Below are 18,730 nucleotides of genomic sequence, written 5' to 3'. Positions count from 1 at the left end.
CCTTCAGGCATCGACCGCCGGCGGCCAGCCGATCTGGCGCTCGATTTCGGCGACGATCTCGCCGCCGGCCAGCAGGATCATCGCCGACAGCCACAGCCAGGTCAGCACCACCACAACCGTAGCCAGCGACCCATAGGTCGCCGGGTAGGTGGCGAGCGTCGAGACGTACCAGGAGAAACTCGCCGAGGCGATCACCCAGGTGGTGGCCGCGGCGATCGCCCCCGGCAACACCCAGCGCCAGCCCGGCGCCGGCCGGCACGGCCCGCGGCGATAGAGCATGACGATCGCCGCCAGCCCGGTCAGATAGAACAGCGGCCAGCGCACCAGGGCGAGCAGCAATTCGGTCTCCGGCGGCACCGACAACAGCGCCATCACGCTCGGGATCACCCCCAGGGTGATCAGCATGATCGTCGCCACCAGGATCCCGGTGAAGGTGAACAGCAGCGATTCCAGATTGATCTCGACGAAGGAACGGGTGTCGCGCCGCCCCCAGATCACGTTCATCGCCTCGAACAGCGCCTTGACCGCGGCATTGGCGCTCCAGGCGGCGAGGCCGAAGGAAATCACCAGGGTGATCGATAGCGCCCCGTTCGACTGACTGGTCAGCCGGATCGCCTGCTCTTCGACCAGCGTCCGCGCCGCCTCCGGCAACAGCGAGGTGAACACCGCGAGCTGCGCCGGGATGCTCGACGGCGGCGTGAACAGACCATAGATCGACACCAGCACCGACAGCGCCGGCACCAGCGACAACAGCGCGTAGAAGGCGATCGACGCGGCTTCCGAAGTCACCCGGTCGTCGAGGAACCCGCGCGCGGCGCGCGCCACGATCGATCGCCAGCCTTCGACCGTCATCTCGGCCGGCGACCGCGCGGCGTGCCCACCGACCGCCGCGGCCCGGCGCGCCTCCGCCCGCTCGGCGAGCCAGGCGACACCGCTGCCGGCCGCCACCGCGGCGAGAATGGTGAAGAACCCACGAGTGAGACGCGCCATCGACCGAGATCTCCGAGAGTAGAAAAGACGCGACGCCGCAACCTCACGGCCGCGTGGCGCCGGTCGGCAGGGCATAGGCGATCAACGAATCGCCCATCTTCGTTCCGAGCGAGCCGTGACCGCCGGCCATCACCACCACGTATTGGCGGCCGCTCTTCGGCGCGACGAAACTCATCGGCGTCGCCTGACCGCCGGCCGGCAGCCGCGCCTGCCACAGGGTCTCGCCGCTGCGGATATCGTAGGCCCTGAGATAGGAATCGAGGCTCGCCGCCATGAACACCACGCCGCCGCCGGTGGTGATCGCGCCGCCGAGGCTCGGCACCCCGACCGGCAGGCGCATCCCGAACGGCGCCTGATCTTCGGTGGTGCCGTTGGGATGCATCCACACCCGGGTCATGGTGGTGAGGTCGACGCTCGCGACGAAGCCCCACGGCGGCGCCTGACAGGGCACGCCGATCGGCGACAGCAGCGGATGCAGATCGACCGCGAAAGGCGTGCCGGTCATCGGCTGCAGGCCCTGTTCGCTGCCCGTCGCGCCCGCGGCCGTCTCCGCGCTGCGCCGATGCAGGCGCGACACGAAGGCGACGTAGTTGGGATTGCCGACCAGGATCTGGCGGGTCGGATCGATGGTGATGCCGCCCCAGTCGAACACGCCGTAATTGCCGGGATAAACCAGCGAGCCCTGTTCCGACGGCGGCGTGAAGATGCCGTCGTAGCGCAGACCCTTGAATAGGATGCGGCAAGCGAGATGATCGAAGGGGGTCGCCCCCCACATGTCGACCTCGCGCAGCGGCGCGGGCGTGAAGGTCAGCTGCGAGAAGGGTTGGGTCGGCGCGACGCGGTCGCCTTCGGCCGCGCCCTGCGGCACCGGTTTCTCCGGCGCCGGCACCAACAGCTGCCCGTCGCGGCGGTCCATCACCCAGAGGTCGCCACGCTTGGTCGAGGCGACGATCGCCGGAACCACTTCACCGCTCGGACGGCGCAGATCGACCAGGCTCGGCTGGCCGCCGATGTCCATGTCCCACAGATCGTGGTGCACCGTCTGCTGGACCCAGCGCAGCCGGCCGGTGGCGAGTTCCAGAGCGACGATCGACGAATTGAAGCGTTCGCCCTCGACCGTGCGGTTGCCGCCCCAGATGTCGGGGGTCTGGTTGCCCATCGGCAGATAGACCAGACCGAGGCTCTCGTCGACGCTGGCGACGCTCCACGAATTGGGCGAGTTGTGGACGTAGCTGCGGCCCAGCGGCAAGGGTTCGGTCTCGTCCGGGTTGCCCGAATCCCAGTTCCACACCAGCCGGCCGCTGTCGACGTCGAAGCCCATCACCACGCCCGACGGTTCGTCGGTCGATTCGTTGTCGGTGACGCTCGCCGCGGCGATCAGGATGTCGCGGGTGGCGGTCGGCGGCGAGGTCGGATTGAGGCGACCGCGCTGGATCGCCCCGTGGCCGGCCTTCAGATCGACCACGCCGTCGCGCCCGAACGCCCGACACGGCGCGCCGGTGTCGGCGTCGAGCGCGATGATCGTCGCGTCGGCGGTCGGCGCGAAGATCCGGCGGGCGCAGGCGGCGCTCGGGGTCGCCACCGGGGCGACCGACGACGCCGGTCCCGCCGACGGGGCCGGAGCGGGAATCGCCGGGGCAGTGGGCGCCGCGGGATCGCTCGGAGCCTCGACTGCCGCCGGCACCACCGGCGCCGGCACATGGCCGACGCCGTCCCAATAGGACACGCCGCGACAGATCATGTGCTGATAGGCCGCCGCGTCGCGGTCGATGCCGGGATCGTGGCGCCACACCTCGCGGCCGCTGTCGGGATCGAGGGCGACGACGATGTTGTGCGGCGTGCACAGATAGAGCAGGCCGTTGGCGGCGAGCGGGGTCGCCTCGTTGGCGATCTCCTTGGGGTCGCCCGGGCCCTTCAGATCGCGGGTGTGATAGGTCCAGGCGACGGACAGACCCGACACGTTGTCCGGGGTGATCTGGGCGGCCGGCGCGAAGCGGTCGCCGCGGCCCGAGCGGCCGTAGGCGGTCCAGTCGCCGTCGGCGACCGTCGCCGGCGCCCCGACGGGCGCGTGCGGCGGTCGATCGATCCGGCCGGAGAGTCCGGGCGCCGGCTGCAGGAACCCCGCCGCCAGCACCCCGCCGGCGACCACCACCGAGGCGACGATCGGCGACAGGGCATCGCCGCGTCCGCGGATCGCCCGTCCGAACAGCCACGGCAGCGCCAGGACCAGCCCGAGGCCGATCCACAGATCGAGCCGCGGCAGCAGGCGCCAGCCGTCGAATCCGACCTCGGTGACCGCCCAGCCGGTGGTCAGCAGCAGGAACAGGCCGTAGAGCCAGGGGGCCGCGACATGTCCGACCGTGGCCGGGATCGCCGTGACGATCAGCGCCGCCCCGGCCGCCGCGTAGTACCAGGAGCCGTCGAGCTGGACGAGCCACAGGCCGGCCGCACCGAGGGCCGCGCCGATCAGAAACAACACGATACCGATCCCCCGGCCGAGGGCGGTGAAGAAACGATCCCGGGTCATGCACGAACCTTCGCAGACGCGGCCGAGGCGACGGCCGCCGGTGTGACCGCATCGCGACCGGCGGCGACCGTCCCGTGCGGATGGTCGAGTCACTCGATGAAACGCTCGGCGCGCTCGGGAGTTCCTTCATCACAGTCAGGTTCGCGCTGCGCTTTATCTGAACGGTTCGAGTCCGTACGCGCGTGGTATGAGTGGCCGACCGTCGCCCCGCCCGAGGGCCCGCCGGAGAACTGGCATGAACATCGACTTCGAACGCCTGTTCCACGCCTTGCCGAGCCCCTACATGCTGCTCGACCGCGAGCTGCGGTTCGTCGACATGAACGCCACCTATCTCGCGGTGACCGGCCGCAGCCGCGAAGACCTGATCGGGCGCCACGTGTTCGAGGCCTTCCCCGAGGAGGGCGAAGCGCTCGCGCTGTTCCGCAGCGCCTTCGAGCGGGCCGCCGCCGGCGAGGCCAACACCGTCGTCCGCCGCCTGTTCCGGATTCCCGATGGCCGGGGCGGCCTCAGGGACGTGTGGTGGACCTGTCACCACATCCCGGTGTTCGATGGCGAAGGCCGGCCGTGCGGTCTCCTGCAGAAGGCCGAGGACGTCACCGGACTGGTCGCCGCAGAACGCCTCCAGGGCGTGGTGGCGCGGGAATTCGATCATCGCATCAAGAACATGCTCGCGACGATCATGGCCATCGCGCGGCGCACCGCGCGCAATGCCGCCTCGCTCGAGAGCTTCCTCGACGGCTTCGACGAACGCCTGATGGCGCTCGGCCGCACCCACCAGCTGCTGGTCCGCAACGGCTGGGACGGGATGAATCTGGGCGAACTGCTGAAGGGCGAACTGTCCCTCTACGACGCCCGCGACCACCGCGTCTCGCTGTCGGGACCGGAGGTGCGGATCCACGGTACCGGAGCCCAGGCGCTCGGTCTGGCGATCCACGAACTCGCCACCAACGCCGCCAAATACGGTGCGCTCGCCCGTCCCGACACCCGGCTCGCGGTCAGCTGGACGCTCGATGCCGGCGCCGGGGATCTGGAGATCGTCTGGCGCGAAACCGGCCTGCGCGACCTCGCGCCCCCCACCGCCCGAGGCTTCGGCTCGACCATCATCGAGAAGGTGATGCCGCTCGAACTCGCCGCCCGGGTCGAGCGCCGCTTCCTGCCCGACGGGCTCGATTGCGTGATCCGCATCCCCGCCGACCGGCTCGCCCCGCCGCCGCTCGACTGATCGCCCCGCGGCCGATCCCCGCTGGGCCGCACCTTCGCGGCGGCGGTGCGGCCCGCCGCGTGCACCCGAAGAGTCGCTTCCGGGATCACAGATATGCAGTCCGCACGCATGTCGGTCGCAGCGCGGGACCGCCCCCACGAACGCGAGCGGCCGGCGCTCCTCGCGGAGCGCCGGCCGTCGGGATCGGGAGAGGGTCGTGTCGGCGGTGGTCAGATCCGTCCGGTCGCCAACAGGACGACCAGGATCAGCACCACCAGGCCGAGCCCGCCGCTCGGGTAGTAGCCCCAGCCGGCGCTGTGCGGCCAGGTCGGCAGAGCGCCGAGCAGCAGCAGGACGAGGACGATCAGCAGGATGGTTCCCAAGGTCATGGCTCATTCCCTCCGTCGGTCGACGGTTCCCGGGCAGAGCGGGAACCGGGCGTGGATCGTCAGTTGGTGGCGTAGGTGTACTCGGGCAGGGTCTTCAGCGAGTCCTTGGTGGCGCCCGGCAGAACCAGCTTCTTGTCGACCACGTTCAGCGACGAATAGGGCACCACCACCAGCTTGTTGCCGACGCCGAGGAAGCCGCCGACCGACAGGACCGCGAAGGGCACCTTCTCGTTGGGGGTGACGATCAGGTCGTCGATCGAGCCGACCTTGTCGCCGGCTTCGTTGGTGACCGCCGCGCCGACGATCTTCGAGGTGCGCCAGCCGGTCGCCAGCGTCTGCGTGTCGACCTTGATCAGCGCCACGGTCTGAGCCGCACCCTGAGCGAACACCGGCGCGGTGGCGAGCGTGGCGAGGACGGCGGTGGCGCCGAGGAGAGTGAAGATCCGCTTCATGACGAAGTCCTTTCGAAGGTTGCACAGCCGGGCTCACGGTCCGGCTTGCGGTGAGAACGCCGCAACGACGGATCGGGTTCCGCCGCGGCTACACCGCACCGCAGCACGGCAGATGCCCACCGGCGGCACGCGACGGCGGGGAACCGGCGCGCGCCTCGGGCGTTTGCGCAGGATGCATTCGCGTCGGAATCGAAGGCAGGAGGCCCCGATGCCCCAGGGTGACAAGTCCAAGTACACCGACCGCCAGAAGCGCAAGGCCGCCCACATCGCCGACGGCTACGAGGCCCGCGGCACCCCGCCGGACGAGGCCGAGGCGATCGCCTGGGCGACCGTCAACAAGGACGACGGCGGCGGCAAGAAGCCGGGCGGCTCGGGCCGCGGCGTCGTGACCGGCCATCCCGCGGCGCACGCCGGCGGTGCGGCGGCGGCGTCCCGACCGGCGGCGGAACGCTCGGCTTCCGCGAAGAAGGCGGCCGCGACCCGCCGCGCCCGCGACGCGTGATCGCGACGGCGATCGGCCGCAGAATTGCGCGACCCCCCGGAACTTCGGCGCGATCGCGGCGTTGCCTCGCTGAACGACACGGGGAGGCGATCATGAGCAGAGAGATGTTGCGAGGGTTGCTGGTCTACGGCGGCGTCGCCGGCGCCTTGATGCTCCTGTCGACCACCTCGGTACTGGCCGCCGCCCCGGCCGAAGGCCCGGTGGTGTGGATCTCCGGATTGGCGCTGTTGTCGCTGTCCGTCGCCATGCCGGTGTCGCTGGCGATCCATCAGCGCCTGTGCCGCTGCCCGCTCCCCCGGACCTGCCGGCGGACCACGGCCCTCTGACCACGACCCGATTGCGACCCCACGGCAGCCGTTCCCCCCCGGAACCGGTGCGGCTCTTCCTTGCTCATTTTTCGGAGACTGAACCCGATGATCGACGATTCCTCCTTCGATACCGACCTCGGCACCGGCGGCGAGACCCATCAGCACGAGTCCTCCGACCCGAAGGCGAAGGCCGCGGTGGCCCGCCTGACCACCGACCAGGGGATCCCGATCTCCGACAATCAGAACAGCCTCAAGGCCGGCGCCCGCGGCCCGACGCTGCTCGAAGACTTCGTGCTGCGCGAGAAGATCTTCCACTTCGACCACGAGCGCATTCCCGAGCGCATCGTCCATGCCCGCGGCTCGGCCGCCCACGGCTTCTTCGAGGTCTACGAGAGGCTCGCCGACCTCACCATCGCCGATCTGTTCCAGCGGCCGGGCGAACGCACGCCGGTGCTCGCGCGCTTCTCGACGGTGGCCGGCGGCGCCGGCTCGGTCGACACCCCGCGCGACGTCCGCGGCTTCGCGGTCAAGTTCTATACCCGGCAGGGCAACTGGGATCTGGTCGGCAACAACATCCCGGTGTTCTTCATCCAGGACGCGATCAAGTTCCCCGACCTGATCCACGCCGTGAAGATGGAATCCGACCGCGCCTTCCCCCAGGCCGGCAGCGCCCACGACACTTTCTGGGACTTCGCCTCGCTGAGCCCGGAGACCACCCACATGTTGATGTGGGCGATGTCCGACCGCACCTTGCCGCGCTCGCTGCGCATGATGCAGGGCTTCGGCATCCACACCTTCCGCCTCGTCGATGCGGCGGGCGCCTCGACCTTCGTCAAGTTCCACTGGCGCCCCAAGCTCGGCACCCAGTCGACCCTGTGGGACGAGGCGCTGAAGCTCCAGGCCGCCGACAACGACTTCCATCGCCGCGACCTGTGGGAGGCGATCGACGCCGGCGACTTCCCGGAATGGGAGCTCGGCCTGCAGATCTTCGATCAGGAGTTCGCCGATTCTCTCCCGTATGACGTGCTCGATTCGACCAAGCTTATCCCCGAGGAACTGCTGCCGCTCAGGATGGTCGGGCGGATGGTGCTCGACCGCAACCCCGACAACTTCTTTGCCGAGACCGAGCAGTCCGCCTTCTGCCCGGCCAACATCGTCCCCGGCATCGACTTCAGCGACGATCCGCTGCTGCAGGGCCGCCTGTTCAGCTACCTCGACACCCAGAAGTCGCGCCTCGGCACCGCCAATTTCCACCAGATTCCGATCAATGCGCCGAAGTGCCCGATGGCCAACTTCCAGCGCGACGGTCAGATGCAGATGCAGGTGCCCAAGGGCCGCGCCAACTACGAGCCCAACAGCCTCGCCGACCACGGCGAGCCGGGCGGCCCGCGCGAAGCGCCGGCGACCGGCTTCCACACCGCCGCCGGTCGCGCCGCCCGCGACGAACAGGGCGACAAGCTGCGCGTCCGCCCCGAGACCTTCGCCGATCACTACAGCCAGGCGGCGATGTTCTTCCATTCGCTGACCGCCTCCGAACAGGCCCACGTCGCCTCGGCCTTCGTATTCGAACTGTCCAAGGTCAATCTGGCCCGGGTTCCGGCCCGCATGGTCGGCAACCTGCTCAACGTCGACGCCGATCTCGCCGCCCGCGTCGCCGCCGGCCTCGGCATCCCGCTGCCGGCCGCCAACCCGCCGGCCCGCGCGCCGATCGACCTCGAGCCGTCGCCGGCCCTGAGCATCCAGGCCAACGCCGTCGAGACCCTCAAAGGTCGCAAGGTCGGCCTGCTGATCGCCGACGGCAGCGACGCGGCGACGCTCGATGTGTTGATCGACGCGATCGAGGACGCCGGCGGCGTGGCCTTCGTGGTGGCCCCGCGCGTCCACGGCGTGACCCTCTCCGACGGCACCACGGCGGCCGTCGACGGCCAGCTCCTCGGTTCGCCGTCGGTACTGTTCGACGCCATCGCCGTCCTGCTCTCGGACGACGCGACCAAGATCCTGACCCTGGAAGCCGCGGCGGTGCAGTGGGTGATGGACGCCTATGGCCATCTCAAGACCATCGGCCACACCGCCGCCGCCGCCCCCTTGCTGCGCAAGGCCGGCGCCAAGGTCGACGACGGGGTGATCGCCCTCGACGACGCCGCCGGTTTCGTCGCCGCCGCCGCCCGGCGCCACTGGGCGCGCGAAGCGACCCTCAGAACCCTCGCCTGAGGCGAGGCTTTCGGACGCGGCTCCGTCCGCGTCCGCCCCGGCCGGCGATGCGAAAGGCGCGCCCGGCCCCGTTTCCCCCCACCCTCGGAGAACGACCCATGGAAAAGACGCTCGAGACGCTGTTTCACGACACGCTCAAGGACATCTACTACGCCGAACGCAAGATCCTGAAGGCCCTGCCGAAGATGGCGCGCGGCGCGTCGAGCCCGGACCTCAAGGCGGCCTTCGGCGCCCACAAGGACGAGACCGAAGGCCAGATCGAACGTCTGCAGAAGATCTTCGAGCTCCTCGGCAAGCGCGCCCAGGGCAAGACCTGCGACGCCATCGAAGGCATCCTCGCCGAGGGCGACGAGGTGATGGAGAGCTTCAAGGGCACGCCCGCCCTCGACGCCGGCCTGGTTTCCGCCGCTCAGGCGGTCGAGCACTACGAGATCGCCCGCTACGGCACGCTGAAGGCCTGGGCCGACGAGCTCGGCATGCCCGAGGCCGCCGCGCTGCTCGCCGAGACCCTGAAGGAAGAGGTCGCCACCGACGAGCGCCTGACCGAGCTCGCCGGCGCGCGCATCAATCACACGGCGATGGCCGCCGAGTGAGGCTCCGGGCGCGAGCCGTCGCGGGCTCGTGACCGCGTTCGCGACCGAACCTCGGAAGGGGTGGGCGGAGGCCATCGGCTTCGCCCGCCCCGTTCCTTTGCGTCGGTCGCCGCCGCCGCGCCGCGCCGCCCGCCGCCGCCCGATCGGGAACCCGATCGGCGCCAGCGGCGTTGACGGCGAGACGGCACCGCAGCGGCGCCGCTCGACAACAGAGAGGAACGCCATGCGGATCGCGCAGATCGCCCCCCTCGCGGAGAGTGTCCCGCCGAAACTCTACGGTGGCACCGAACGCATCGTCTCCTATTTGACCGAAGAGCTGGTGCGCCAGGGTCACGACGTGACGCTGTTCGCCAGCGGTGATTCGGTCACGTCCGCCGAACTCGTCCCTTGCGCCGAAAAGGCCCTGCGGCTCGATCCGACGGTGATCGATCCCTTGCCCCATCATCTCCTGATGCTGGACGAAGTGCGCCGCCGCGCCGCCGACTTCGACCTCGTGCACTTCCACGTCGACCTGCTGCACTACCCGATGATGGGCGAACACGCCCGCCACACCCTGACCACCCTGCACGGCCGCCTCGACCTGAAGGATTCCCATCCGCTCTACGCGGCCTTCACCGAGTTCCCGCTGGTCTCGATCTCCGATCACCAGCGCCGGCCGATGCCGCCCGTCACCTGGGCCGGCACCGTCCATCACGGCCTGCCGCTCGACGTCCTCGGCTTCTCACCCCTGAACACCTCCGGCTATCTCGCCTTCCTCGGCCGCATCTCGCCGGAGAAGCGCCCCGACCGGGCGATCCGCATCGCCGAGGCCTGCGGCCTGCCGCTCAAGATGGCCGCCAAGATCGACAAGGCCGACGCCGCCTATTGGGAAGAAGTTATCGAACCGATGGTCCGCGCCAGCCCGCGGGTCGAATTCATCGGCGAGATCGACGAACGCGAAAAGGCCCGGTTCCTCGGCGATGCTCTCGCCCTGGTGTTCCCGATCGACTGGCCCGAGCCCTTCGGTCTGGTGATGATCGAGGCGATGGCCTGCGGCACGCCGGTGCTGGCCTTCGGCTGCGGCTCGGTTCCCGAGATCATCGAGCCCGGCGTCACCGGCGCCGTCGTCCACGACCTCGACCAGGCGGTCGCGGCGATGCCGGGCCTGCTCGGCCTCGACCGGGCGCGGATCCGCGAGACCTTCGAGACCCGCTTCTCGGCGACCCGCATGGCCGACGACTATGTCGAGCTCTACCGCCGCCATGCCCGCAGCCTCGACCGCGGCGCCACCGGCCATCGCCGGGTCGCCCCTCGTCTCGCACTCGGCGTCTGAAGAAAAGGGAAGTCCATGCACAGGACCGGAGCGGCGCTCGACAGCGGCGCCGATGTGGAACAGGCGGGGCCGCAGTTCGTGGTCCCCGCCAACGCCTCCTATCAGGAGAAGCGGCCGCGCACCCTGAAGCACGACGATACCTTCGCCGTGTTCGATCACTATGGCGACGCCTTCTCCGCCGCCGGCAGTGTCGAGGGCCTGTTTCGCCGCGACACCCGCCATCTCTCCCATCTGCTGCTGACCATCGACGGGGCGCGGCCGATCCTGCTGTCCTCGACCATCCGCGACGACAACGCCACGCTGACCTGCGACCTGACCAATCCCGACTTCCACGATCGCGACGGCCGTCAGTACCTCGACCACGACATGATCCACATCCGCCGTTCGCGCTTCCTGCACGACGGCGCCTGTTACGAGCGGCTGGTGGTACGCAACTACGACGTGGTACCGCGGCGGGTCGGCCTCGACCTGTCGTTCGGCGCCGACTTCGCCGACCTGTTCGAGGTCCGCGGCACCCGCCGCGAGCGGCGCGGCTCCAGCCATCCGCCCCAGGTGACCGAGAACACGGTCGGCCTGTCCTATACCGGCCTCGACTTCCGGGTCCGCGAGACGCTGTTGCGCTTCGCTCCGGTGCCGAACAGCCTCACCGCCGATCGGGCCCACTTCGTGCTCGAACTCGCGCCGGGCATCGCCCACATCCTCCACGTCGAGATCCGCTGCGGCGTCGGGGCCGGCGACGCCGCAGCGGCCGCGGCGCGCGAACCCGACGTCGAACGCGCCTTCGCCGTGGCGCTGCGCGCCTCGCGCCAGGCGCTGCGCCGCCACGCCGCCCGTGGCGCCAAGGTCGCGACCTCCAACCAGCTGTTCGACGAGGGCCTGCGCCGCGCCGTCTCCGATCTCCACGTGCTGATCACCGACACGCCACAGGGTCCCTACCCCTACGCCGGAATCCCGTGGTTCTCGACGGTGTTCGGCCGCGACGCGCTGATCACCGCCTACGAGACCCTGTGGTTCGATCCGGCGATCGCCCGCGGCGTGCTCTGCCACCTCGCCGCCGAACAGGCCGTCGACTTCGACGCCGCCGCCGACGCCGAGCCGGGCAAGATCCTGCACGAGGTCCGCTACGGTGAGATGGCCGAGCTCGGCGAGGTGCCGTTCCGCCGCTACTACGGCAGCATCGATTCGACGCCCCTGTTCCTGATGTTGGCCGGCGCCTACCTCGAGCGCACCGACGATCTCGCCACCCTCGCGGCCCTGTGGCCGAACATCGAGGCGGCGATCGCCTGGATCGACCGCTACGGCGATCGCGACGGCGACGGTTTCGTCGAATACGGCCGCCACAACAGCGAGGGCCTGATCAATCAGGGCTGGAAGGACAGCGCCGATTCGATCTTCCACGCCGACGGCCGCCTCGCCACCGGGCCGATCGCCCTGGTCGAGGTCCAGGCCTATGTCTATGCCGGCTGGCTCGGCGCCGCCCAGATCGCCGCCCGGCTCGCCCGGCCCGAACTGGCGCTCGACCTGCAGCGCCGCGCCGAGGATCTGCGCCGACGCTTCGACGAGGCCTTCTTCGACGAAGACCTCGGCACCTATGTCCTGGCGCTCGACGGCGACAAGCGGCCCTGCCGGGTGCGCACCTCCAACGCCGGCCACGCCCTGTTCGCCGGCATCGCCTATCCCGAACGCGCGCCCGCCGTGGTCGCCTCACTGATGGGCGTCGCCGGATTCTCCGGCTGGGGCGTCCGCACCGTCGCGGCCGGCGAACCGCGGTTCAATCCGATGAGCTATCACGACGGATCGGTGTGGCCCCACGACAATGCGCTGATCGCCCTCGGCCTGTCGGCCTACGGCTTCCGCCGTGAGGCCTCCCGGATCTTCGAGGGCCTGTTCACCGCCTCGGTCTATTTCGATCTGCGGCGTCTGCCGGAGCTGTTCTGCGGCCTGGCCCGGCAACGCTCGCAAGGGCCGACCGCCTATCCCGTGGCCTGCGCCCCCCAGGCCTGGGCGGCGGCGGCCCCGCTCGCCCTGCTCCAGGCGACTCTCGGCCTCGGCTTCGACCTGCGCAACCGGCGGATCTGTTTCGACCGGCCGCACCTGCCGCCCTGGCTCGACGAGGTCTCGATCGCCGGCCTCGCGGTCGGCGACGAATCGATCGACGTGGCGATCCGCCGGGTCGGCGACGAGGCCGCGGTGTCGGTCACCCGCCGCGACGGCCCGATCGGCATCCAGGTCACCAGCTGACGCTCCGCCCGAAACGACAGAGCCCCCGAGCGCGGCAGCGATCGGGGGCTTCTTGCTGTGCGGGACGACGATCGTCCGATCAGATCGGGATCGGCTCCGGCGCCGCCGGCGGCAGATCGATCGACGGCGGGAACGGGGAGTCGGCCGGCTCGTCGATGCCCGGGGTGATGTCGGGATCGCGATCGGGATCGAGCGCCGGGTCGTCGATCTCCGGCGCATGCGGCGCGACCGGCTCGGGCCGCGGGGTGACCGGCGCCGGCGCGGTCGGATCGGGGCCGGCGGCGGACCGGCGATGCAGGCTGGTGCAGAAGAGATCGGTGACGTTTCCGCGCATGGAGTCCTCCGTCCTGGGGCGTGCGCCCCGTGGGTTCATCGGGTATGCCGGGAGGGCGCTCCCTCGCGGCCGCCGCCGATCGCGACCGCCGCGGCGATCGCCAGCGCCACCAGAGCCGCGGCCACCGACGGCCCGGTGAGCCACGGCAGCGCGGCGCGGGCCGGCGCACTGGACAGCACGACCAGCGCCGCCAGCGTGGCGAACAGTCCCACCGCCGACAGGCGCAGGACACAGGCGAAGGTTCCGTAGAGGGCGGGGGGCGACATGGCGGGCGTCTCCGACGGCGGCGATTTCCAGGAGGTCAACGCCGGATCGCCGGCATCGTTCCGCCGGCGCCGGGAATCGCGTCGCCGCCGTCGCCCGCTCACGACGAAACCCCCACCGACCGTCGGGTCGATGGGGGCCGGGGTCCTCGGGGGACCCACGTCTCGGGCCGCCCGGTCCGGAGCGGACCGGGCGGCACGCGTCCCGCGCCCGCCCCAGGGGGAAGGCCGTCGCGGGAGCCGACGTCAGAGCTTGTCGACCACGTCCTTGACGGCGTCCTTGGCCTTGCCGACGGTCTTCTGAACGTCGCCGCGCGCCTCCTGGGCGTCGCCTTCGGCCTTCAGCTTCGGATCGTCGGTGGCATCGCCGACCGCGCGCTTGGCCTTGCCGACCGCTTCGTTGGTGTAGCCCTTGATCTTGTCACCGGTGCTGCTCATGGCATGTCCTTTCGGGTCGAGCGGGAGACGTCACTCGCGACGTCGCCCGTGAAACGGAGATCGGGAGGGATGCCGCGGGCGGACCCGCGGCATCGGGGCGACGGCTCACGCCGTCGATCAGGCGGAGCGCTGACGCTCGGCTTCCGCGACCTGACGGGCGACCGGATCGAAACCGGTCCACCCTTCCTCGCGGTAGAGGCGACCGCGCTCGCCGACGTCGAGGGTCGGCGCCTCGTCGAGCACGCGGATCACCCGGCCGTCGTCGGCATCGGGGACGCGCACGGTCACCAGGGTCCCGCCGCGGCGGATGCCCTCGGCGTAGACTTCGGCATCGACCGGCGCCACGCCGGCCGTGGTCAGGGCATCGACGATGCCGCCGGTGACGCCGCCGGCCACCGCGCCGGCGAGCACGCCGGTCAGGGTCGCGGCGAGCCAGCCCGCCGCCACCACCGGGCCGAGCCCGGGGATCGCCATCAGGCCGACGCCGGCGAGCACGCCGGCACCGCCGCCGAGCACCGCTCCGATACCGGAGCCGGTGGTCGCTGCGCCGATCGTGTCTTCCTCGCTGCCGAGCCGGTCTTCGGTCTGCGGCGAGACGAGGCCGATCGCATCGTCTTCGATGCCGGCGACGTGCAGCCGTTCGATCGCCGCCATCGCCTGATCATGGGTGTCGTAGAGTCGGGTGTGGGTGGTCATCTCAGCTGTCCTTTCGTCGGTCGTCGGACCGATTGCGTCCGTCACATCGACGCGACGTTGCCCTTGAAGTCGATCGAGACGTCGACCATCGCGCCGGCCTTCGAGGCCTTGCCGCGCCAGATGCCGTCCGGGCCCTTGACCAGCGAGCTGACGCTGGCGTAGCCGGCCTTTTCGATCCGCTCGCGCGCCTGGGCTTCGGTGAAGCTGTTGGCACCGGGGACCATCGCGTCGGTCTTGGTGGTGCTGCTGCCGGCCGGGGGCGCGGTGGTGACGGCGGGCGGGGTCGTGGTGGTGCCGCCGGTCGCCGGAGCGGTCGACTGGGCCATGGCGACGCTCGAGCCGGCGAGCAGGGTCGCAGCGAAGAGGCTCATGAATTTCATCGGATATCTCCCTCTGAGTGGGTTTTTTCTCGGGTGCCGACCGGTTCGACTTGAGCTGTGCTGTTCGAAGTCGATCTACATCGGTCGATCGTCCAGACAACGCCTCCGCCGCCGATCGGTTCCGTCCTCCGCTCGCGGCGATCGTGGTCGCGTCCGGGAACCTCGTCCGATCTCGGCGATTGTCCTCCCGAGAAGGAGACAGCCATGACCCGATCGCCGAACCTCGCCACCGTCGCCACCCTCGCGACGCCGCAGCCCGATCCTGCGCCGCGCGTGCCCCCGCCCGAGATCACGCCCGGCCCCGTGCCTGAGGACCTGCCGGGCGTCGGCCCCGACGTGGTCGAACCCACCGTCGAGCCGCCGCGCGAGCCGACCGTCGATCTGCCGTCGTCGCCGTCCGACGAGCCGCAGCCGATGCGCGGCCGCGCCGCGTGACCGGGCAGCCGGCGATCCGGAACGATCCCTGCCCGCGCGGCGTTCTGTCCTGACGCGGGGCCGCTCGGGCGCCGCAACGAGGACCCGTGCCGATGACCAAGATGTTTCGCACTCTGCTCGCCGCGGCGATCGCCACCGCCGCCCTGACCGCCGGCGGCTCTGCCTTCGCCGACATGACCGCCTTCCGCGCGACCCTGTCGGCCGCGCAGGAGGTGCCGCCCAACCCCTCGGCGGCGACCGGCGCGTTCGAAGTCGTTTGGGACGCGACCACCCGGACGATCGCCTACAAGGGCCGCTATGCCGGTCTGACCGGCCCGGCCACCGCCGCCCACATCCACGGACCCGCGGAAAAGGGCGCCAACGCCGGCGTCCTGGTGCCGCTCGCGGCGACCGCCAGCCCGTTCGAGGGCACCGCGACCCTGACCGAAGCCCAGGCCGCCGACCTCGTCGCCGGACGCCTCTACGTCAACGTCCACACCGCCGCGCATCCCGCCGGCGAAATCCGCGGCCAGCTCGGCAAGGCCGAATGACCGGCGGGCGCTGACACTATCGGACGACAAAAAGCGACCCGGGAGGAGCCCTCCCGGGTCGAAGTCCGGCCGTCACCCCGGGCCGTCCGGTCGATCACCCCCATCCGGCGAACCGGCAGCGCGGGAGGCGATCGAGGGGACTGGAACGGCGGGCCGTCGAGGACGGCATCCGCCGGAACTGTTCAACGACCGTGCGGCGCGGCCACCAGACCGGGAGTCGCGCCCGACAGCATCGAGCCGGCCCAATCGCCGATCTCGCGCCGCGGCGTGCCCGCCCAGCGCACCGGCCGCGGCCCCGCCCGCTCGCGCAGGAACCGCCGCACCGCGCGTTCCGCGGCCGGCGCCGACGGGAACACCGCCCCGTCCAGCGCCTGAACCCGCGCGTCGACCGCATGGAAGGCATAGGCGCCGCCCTCGCGCACCAAGATGCCCGTGTCGATCTCGTCGATTTCGATCAGATAATTGAAACTCATCGTCGCTTCTCCTGCCGGGCCGTCGTCGCGCCCGCTTCGCCGTTTCCTCGTCGCCCGTCGCCGGGCCGCGCGGTCATGGTCGACAGCGCTCGGAGAAGAGGGTCCTGCGTCCCCGCATGCGGGGACGCCGTCTCGGTTCGACCGTCGTCATGGCGTCCTCCGTCGATCCGAGTTGCGCGTGCCGGGACGCTTCCCCGGCGAAAATCGCGATGCGGCGCCGGTCATTGGCGTCGGGATCATTGGACACGAGAGACCCCGTTCCGGCGAGGTCGTTCATTTCAAAGTCTATCGATCGCGTAGATTGTTCTGCCGCATCCTCGATGCAGCCCTTCGATCCCTCGGGACCCGCCGAGACGATCGGGCCGGGAGCCGAACCTGCCGCCGCCTTCGGCAAGACCACCGTCGCCCGCCGTGGGTCTTCGCGCGAGCGCGCGAGCGACGGCGATCGCCGGCCCGCAAGCGAGCCATGCGCCGCCGGCGGACCTCGAGCGTCGCCGAGCGCCGGGCCGGCGTTCTCTCCGCGGCGATCGCCGTGGAAAATCGATCTCCCGACGACGGTGATCGCCGAAGCCGCGTTCCACGATCGGCACGGCCACCGGTACGGACGCCGCGTTCTGCCGGGGCTCGCGCGGAGTCCATTGAAAAGCCGCGCGTTTTGGTCGATTGTGGAATGACGTTCTCAATAGACCGGTCCGATGAACCAGAAAATCGAACTTCATTCCACAGACGGCGCGGCCGACGGGGATCCCGCGATGATCCGCGTCGAGTCCCTGTCGCGCATCTATCCCGCCACCGCCAAGAGCGTCGCCGTCACCGCCCTGAAGGACGTCGACATCGCGGTGCGGCGCGGCGAGATCTACGGCGTGATCGGCCGCTCGGGCGCCGGCAAGTCGACGCTGCTGCGCGCCGTCAACGGCCTGGAACGCCCGACTTCGGGCCGGGTGCTGGTCGACGGCGTCGACATCGGCGCCCTCACCGATTCCGACCTGCGCGCCGAGCGCCGCAAGATCGGCATGATCTTCCAGCACTTCAATCTGCTGTCGTCGCGCACGGCCTATGACAACGTCGCCCTGCCGCTCGAATTCGCCGGCGTCGATCGCGCGGTGATCCGGCCGCGGGTCGAGGCTCTGCTCGATCTGGTCGGCCTCTCCGACAAGCGCGACCGCTATCCGGTCGAACTCTCCGGCGGCCAGAAGCAGCGCGTCGGCATCGCCCGGGCGCTGGCCACCGAACCCAAGGTGCTGCTCTCCGACGAAGCCACTTCGGCGCTCGATCCCGAAACCACCCGCTCGATTCTGGCGCTGCTCGCCGAGATCAACCGCACCCTCGGCGTGACCATCATGCTGATCACCCACGAAATGGCGGTGGTCAAGGACGTCGCCACCCGCGTGGGGGTGATGGAGGACGGCCTGCTGATCGAGGAGGGCGACGTCTACGACGTCGTCACCCGCCCGCGCACCGACACCGCCCGCTCGTTCCTCGGGACGCTCGCCGGCCGCGAGATCCCGCCCGGCCTCGCCGCCCGCCTGCGGCCCTCGCCCGAGGGCACCACCACCGCCCTGATCCGCCTCGGCTTCACCGGTTCGCGCTCGACCGAGCCGGTGATCTCGCGCCTGTCGCGCGAGCTCGGCCTCGACGTCGCGGTGCTCCAGGGCCAGGTCGACGAGATCGGCGGCCGCCCCTTCGGCACGCTGATCGTCTCGCTGCCCAACGCCGCCCTCGCCGACGGCTCGGCCGAGCGCTTCCTCGCCCATTACGACGTCGCCACCGAGAGGCTCGGCCATGTCGCCTGAACTCCTCCGCCTGATCCTCGCCGCCACCCTCGATACGCTCTACATGGTCGCCGTCTCCGGCCTGATCGGCACGCTGGTCGGCGGTCCGCTCGGCGTCTTCCTGGCGACCAGCGGCCGCGGCGAACTGTTCGCCGCGCCGACCACCAACCGCGTCCTCGGCGTGGTGGTCAACGCCACCCGCTCGACGCCCTTCATCATCCTGGTGGTGGCGATCATTCCGTTCACCCGGCTGATCGCCGGCACCTCGATCGGCACCACCGCGGCGATCGTGCCGCTGACCATCGCCGCCGCGCCGTTCATCGCCCGCATCGTCGAGGCGGCGATCCGCGAAGTCGATCAGGGCCTGATCGAAGCCTCCCAGGCGATGGGCGCGACGCCGTTCCAGATCGTCCGCAAGGTTCTGGTGCCCGAAGCCCTGCCCGGCATCACCCTCGGCCTGACCCTCACCGTCGTCAGCCTGCTCGCCAATTCGGCGATGGTCGGGGCGGTCGGCGGCGGCGGCCTCGGCGATCTCGGCATCCGCTACGGCTACCAGCGATTCATGCCCGAGGTCATGGCGATGGTCGTCCTCGTCCTCGTGGTCCTCGTCCAGGGCGTCCAGTCCCTCGGCGAAACCCTGGCCAAGCGCGTCAACCGACGCCTGCGCCGTCCTTGACGTCCCG

The 18,730-nt window shown here is 70.6% G+C and carries 21 protein-coding genes; 11 read left to right on the top strand and 10 right to left on the bottom strand.

The window, feature by feature from the left end:
* Window positions 1-3: 3 nt before the first annotated feature.
* Window positions 4-990, bottom strand: a complete 987-nt coding sequence (locus EYW49_RS04070; RefSeq protein ID WP_165498119.1) for a YihY/virulence factor BrkB family protein — start codon at window positions 988-990, stop codon at window positions 4-6.
* Between the two features lie 43 nt (window positions 991-1,033).
* Complete coding sequence (locus EYW49_RS04065; RefSeq protein ID WP_131306468.1) at window positions 1,034-3,517, bottom strand: membrane-bound PQQ-dependent dehydrogenase, glucose/quinate/shikimate family; 2,484 nt, start codon at window positions 3,515-3,517, stop codon at window positions 1,034-1,036.
* Between the two features lie 235 nt (window positions 3,518-3,752).
* Between EYW49_RS04065 and EYW49_RS04060 the strand changes: the two genes are divergently transcribed.
* On the top strand, window positions 3,753-4,739 hold the full coding sequence (locus tag EYW49_RS04060; protein ID WP_165498118.1) for an HWE histidine kinase domain-containing protein: 987 nt from the start codon (window positions 3,753-3,755) through the stop codon (window positions 4,737-4,739).
* A gap of 209 nt (window positions 4,740-4,948) precedes the next feature.
* Here EYW49_RS04060 and EYW49_RS04055 read toward each other — a convergent pair whose 3' ends face one another.
* Window positions 4,949-5,107: a DUF3309 family protein gene (locus EYW49_RS04055; protein WP_131306464.1), complete on the bottom strand. Its 159-nt coding sequence runs from the start codon at window positions 5,105-5,107 to the stop codon at window positions 4,949-4,951.
* A gap of 59 nt (window positions 5,108-5,166) precedes the next feature.
* Window positions 5,167-5,559 carry a PRC-barrel domain-containing protein gene (locus EYW49_RS04050; RefSeq protein WP_131306462.1) on the bottom strand — a complete coding sequence of 131 codons (393 nt, stop codon included), beginning with the start codon at window positions 5,557-5,559 and terminating at the stop codon, window positions 5,167-5,169.
* A 208-nt stretch (window positions 5,560-5,767) separates the two neighbouring features.
* Here EYW49_RS04050 and EYW49_RS04045 point away from each other — a divergent pair, with 208 nt between their 5' ends.
* From EYW49_RS04045 to EYW49_RS04020, 6 genes are all read left to right on the top strand, one after another.
* Window positions 5,768-6,061, top strand: coding sequence for a plasmid stabilization protein (locus tag EYW49_RS04045; RefSeq protein ID WP_131306460.1), 294 nt, complete (start codon window positions 5,768-5,770; stop codon window positions 6,059-6,061).
* Window positions 6,062-6,153: 92 nt separating this feature from the next.
* A complete protein-coding gene (locus EYW49_RS04040) occupies window positions 6,154-6,387 on the top strand; it encodes a hypothetical protein (protein ID WP_131306458.1) in 234 nt (77 codons plus the stop codon).
* An 87-nt stretch (window positions 6,388-6,474) separates the two neighbouring features.
* Window positions 6,475-8,580 carry a catalase gene (locus EYW49_RS04035; protein ID WP_131306456.1) on the top strand — a complete coding sequence of 702 codons (2,106 nt, stop codon included), beginning with the start codon at window positions 6,475-6,477 and terminating at the stop codon, window positions 8,578-8,580.
* Window positions 8,581-8,678: 98 nt separating this feature from the next.
* Window positions 8,679-9,173, top strand: coding sequence for a YciE/YciF ferroxidase family protein (locus EYW49_RS04030; protein WP_131306454.1), 495 nt, complete (start codon window positions 8,679-8,681; stop codon window positions 9,171-9,173).
* A gap of 223 nt (window positions 9,174-9,396) precedes the next feature.
* Entirely contained in the window at window positions 9,397-10,485 is a 1,089-nt protein-coding gene (locus EYW49_RS04025; RefSeq protein WP_131306452.1) for a glycosyltransferase family 4 protein, read from the top strand.
* A gap of 15 nt (window positions 10,486-10,500) precedes the next feature.
* The gene (locus tag EYW49_RS04020; RefSeq protein ID WP_131306450.1) at window positions 10,501-12,726 is read left to right on the top strand and encodes an amylo-alpha-1,6-glucosidase; all 2,226 of its coding nucleotides are present in this window, start codon (window positions 10,501-10,503) and stop codon (window positions 12,724-12,726) included.
* A gap of 79 nt (window positions 12,727-12,805) precedes the next feature.
* On the opposite strand, the gene EYW49_RS04015 is transcribed toward EYW49_RS04020, so the two are convergent.
* The 5 genes from EYW49_RS04015 to EYW49_RS03995 all read right to left on the bottom strand — a co-directional run bounded on the left by EYW49_RS04015 (window position 12,806) and on the right by EYW49_RS03995 (window position 14,837).
* Window positions 12,806-13,060, bottom strand: a complete 255-nt coding sequence (locus EYW49_RS04015) for a hypothetical protein (RefSeq protein WP_131306448.1) — start codon at window positions 13,058-13,060, stop codon at window positions 12,806-12,808.
* 35 nt (window positions 13,061-13,095) lie between these two features.
* Window positions 13,096-13,326 (bottom strand): hypothetical protein, encoded by a 231-nt coding sequence (locus EYW49_RS04010; RefSeq protein ID WP_131306447.1) that lies wholly within the window; start codon window positions 13,324-13,326, stop codon window positions 13,096-13,098.
* Window positions 13,327-13,569: 243 nt separating this feature from the next.
* Window positions 13,570-13,761, bottom strand: coding sequence for a CsbD family protein (locus EYW49_RS04005; protein ID WP_131306445.1), 192 nt, complete (start codon window positions 13,759-13,761; stop codon window positions 13,570-13,572).
* A gap of 117 nt (window positions 13,762-13,878) precedes the next feature.
* Complete coding sequence (locus EYW49_RS04000) at window positions 13,879-14,457, bottom strand: hypothetical protein (RefSeq protein ID WP_131306443.1); 579 nt, start codon at window positions 14,455-14,457, stop codon at window positions 13,879-13,881.
* Between the two features lie 41 nt (window positions 14,458-14,498).
* Window positions 14,499-14,837, bottom strand: coding sequence for a hypothetical protein (locus EYW49_RS03995; RefSeq protein WP_131306441.1), 339 nt, complete (start codon window positions 14,835-14,837; stop codon window positions 14,499-14,501).
* Between the two features lie 204 nt (window positions 14,838-15,041).
* On the opposite strand from EYW49_RS03995, the gene EYW49_RS03990 reads away from it, so the two are divergent.
* Both EYW49_RS03990 and EYW49_RS03985 read left to right on the top strand, forming a co-directional pair.
* Complete coding sequence (locus EYW49_RS03990) at window positions 15,042-15,272, top strand: hypothetical protein (protein ID WP_131306439.1); 231 nt, start codon at window positions 15,042-15,044, stop codon at window positions 15,270-15,272.
* Window positions 15,273-15,364: 92 nt separating this feature from the next.
* The gene (locus tag EYW49_RS03985) at window positions 15,365-15,802 is read left to right on the top strand and encodes a CHRD domain-containing protein (protein WP_323052978.1); all 438 of its coding nucleotides are present in this window, start codon (window positions 15,365-15,367) and stop codon (window positions 15,800-15,802) included.
* Between the two features lie 182 nt (window positions 15,803-15,984).
* Here EYW49_RS03985 and EYW49_RS03980 read toward each other — a convergent pair whose 3' ends face one another.
* Window positions 15,985-16,275: a hypothetical protein gene (locus EYW49_RS03980; RefSeq protein WP_131306437.1), complete on the bottom strand. Its 291-nt coding sequence runs from the start codon at window positions 16,273-16,275 to the stop codon at window positions 15,985-15,987.
* 752 nt (window positions 16,276-17,027) lie between these two features.
* On the opposite strand from EYW49_RS03980, the gene EYW49_RS03975 reads away from it, so the two are divergent.
* Together EYW49_RS03975 and EYW49_RS03970 are read left to right on the top strand one after the other, a co-directional pair.
* A complete protein-coding gene (locus EYW49_RS03975) occupies window positions 17,028-18,068 on the top strand; it encodes a methionine ABC transporter ATP-binding protein (RefSeq protein ID WP_131306435.1) in 1,041 nt (346 codons plus the stop codon).
* A complete protein-coding gene (locus EYW49_RS03970; RefSeq protein WP_131306433.1) occupies window positions 18,058-18,723 on the top strand; it encodes a methionine ABC transporter permease in 666 nt (221 codons plus the stop codon). Before EYW49_RS03975 ends, EYW49_RS03970 begins: the two co-directional genes overlap by 11 nt.
* The last annotated feature ends 7 nt before the right edge of the window (window positions 18,724-18,730 follow it).

Origin of the sequence: Siculibacillus lacustris, from assembly GCF_004328075.1 — a bacterium.
Taxonomy (GTDB): domain Bacteria; phylum Pseudomonadota; class Alphaproteobacteria; order Rhizobiales; family Ancalomicrobiaceae; genus Siculibacillus; species Siculibacillus lacustris.
Note: the sequence above shows the minus strand (reverse complement) of the source record. Positions and strands in the feature narration are given on the sequence as shown.

Coding starts and splice junctions, on each gene's coding strand:
- EYW49_RS04025 (WP_131306452.1), top strand. CDS start 9,397: ATGCGGATCGCGCAGATCGCCCCCCTCGCGGAGAGTGTCCCGCCGAAA.
- EYW49_RS04045 (WP_131306460.1), top strand. CDS start 5,768: ATGCCCCAGGGTGACAAGTCCAAGTACACCGACCGCCAGAAGCGCAAG.
- EYW49_RS04050 (WP_131306462.1), bottom strand. CDS start 5,559: ATGAAGCGGATCTTCACTCTCCTCGGCGCCACCGCCGTCCTCGCCACG.
- EYW49_RS04035 (WP_131306456.1), top strand. CDS start 6,475: ATGATCGACGATTCCTCCTTCGATACCGACCTCGGCACCGGCGGCGAG.
- EYW49_RS04055 (WP_131306464.1), bottom strand. CDS start 5,107: ATGACCTTGGGAACCATCCTGCTGATCGTCCTCGTCCTGCTGCTGCTC.
- EYW49_RS04000 (WP_131306443.1), bottom strand. CDS start 14,457: ATGACCACCCACACCCGACTCTACGACACCCATGATCAGGCGATGGCG.
- EYW49_RS04005 (WP_131306445.1), bottom strand. CDS start 13,761: ATGAGCAGCACCGGTGACAAGATCAAGGGCTACACCAACGAAGCGGTC.
- EYW49_RS04040 (WP_131306458.1), top strand. CDS start 6,154: ATGAGCAGAGAGATGTTGCGAGGGTTGCTGGTCTACGGCGGCGTCGCC.
- EYW49_RS04070 (WP_165498119.1), bottom strand. CDS start 990: ATGGCGCGTCTCACTCGTGGGTTCTTCACCATTCTCGCCGCGGTGGCG.
- EYW49_RS04060 (WP_165498118.1), top strand. CDS start 3,753: ATGAACATCGACTTCGAACGCCTGTTCCACGCCTTGCCGAGCCCCTAC.
- EYW49_RS03970 (WP_131306433.1), top strand. CDS start 18,058: ATGTCGCCTGAACTCCTCCGCCTGATCCTCGCCGCCACCCTCGATACG.
- EYW49_RS04010 (WP_131306447.1), bottom strand. CDS start 13,326: ATGTCGCCCCCCGCCCTCTACGGAACCTTCGCCTGTGTCCTGCGCCTG.
- EYW49_RS04015 (WP_131306448.1), bottom strand. CDS start 13,060: ATGCGCGGAAACGTCACCGATCTCTTCTGCACCAGCCTGCATCGCCGG.
- EYW49_RS03995 (WP_131306441.1), bottom strand. CDS start 14,837: ATGAAATTCATGAGCCTCTTCGCTGCGACCCTGCTCGCCGGCTCGAGC.
- EYW49_RS04020 (WP_131306450.1), top strand. CDS start 10,501: ATGCACAGGACCGGAGCGGCGCTCGACAGCGGCGCCGATGTGGAACAG.
- EYW49_RS04065 (WP_131306468.1), bottom strand. CDS start 3,517: ATGACCCGGGATCGTTTCTTCACCGCCCTCGGCCGGGGGATCGGTATC.
- EYW49_RS03990 (WP_131306439.1), top strand. CDS start 15,042: ATGACCCGATCGCCGAACCTCGCCACCGTCGCCACCCTCGCGACGCCG.
- EYW49_RS04030 (WP_131306454.1), top strand. CDS start 8,679: ATGGAAAAGACGCTCGAGACGCTGTTTCACGACACGCTCAAGGACATC.
- EYW49_RS03980 (WP_131306437.1), bottom strand. CDS start 16,275: ATGAGTTTCAATTATCTGATCGAAATCGACGAGATCGACACGGGCATC.
- EYW49_RS03985 (WP_323052978.1), top strand. CDS start 15,365: ATGACCAAGATGTTTCGCACTCTGCTCGCCGCGGCGATCGCCACCGCC.
- EYW49_RS03975 (WP_131306435.1), top strand. CDS start 17,028: ATGATCCGCGTCGAGTCCCTGTCGCGCATCTATCCCGCCACCGCCAAG.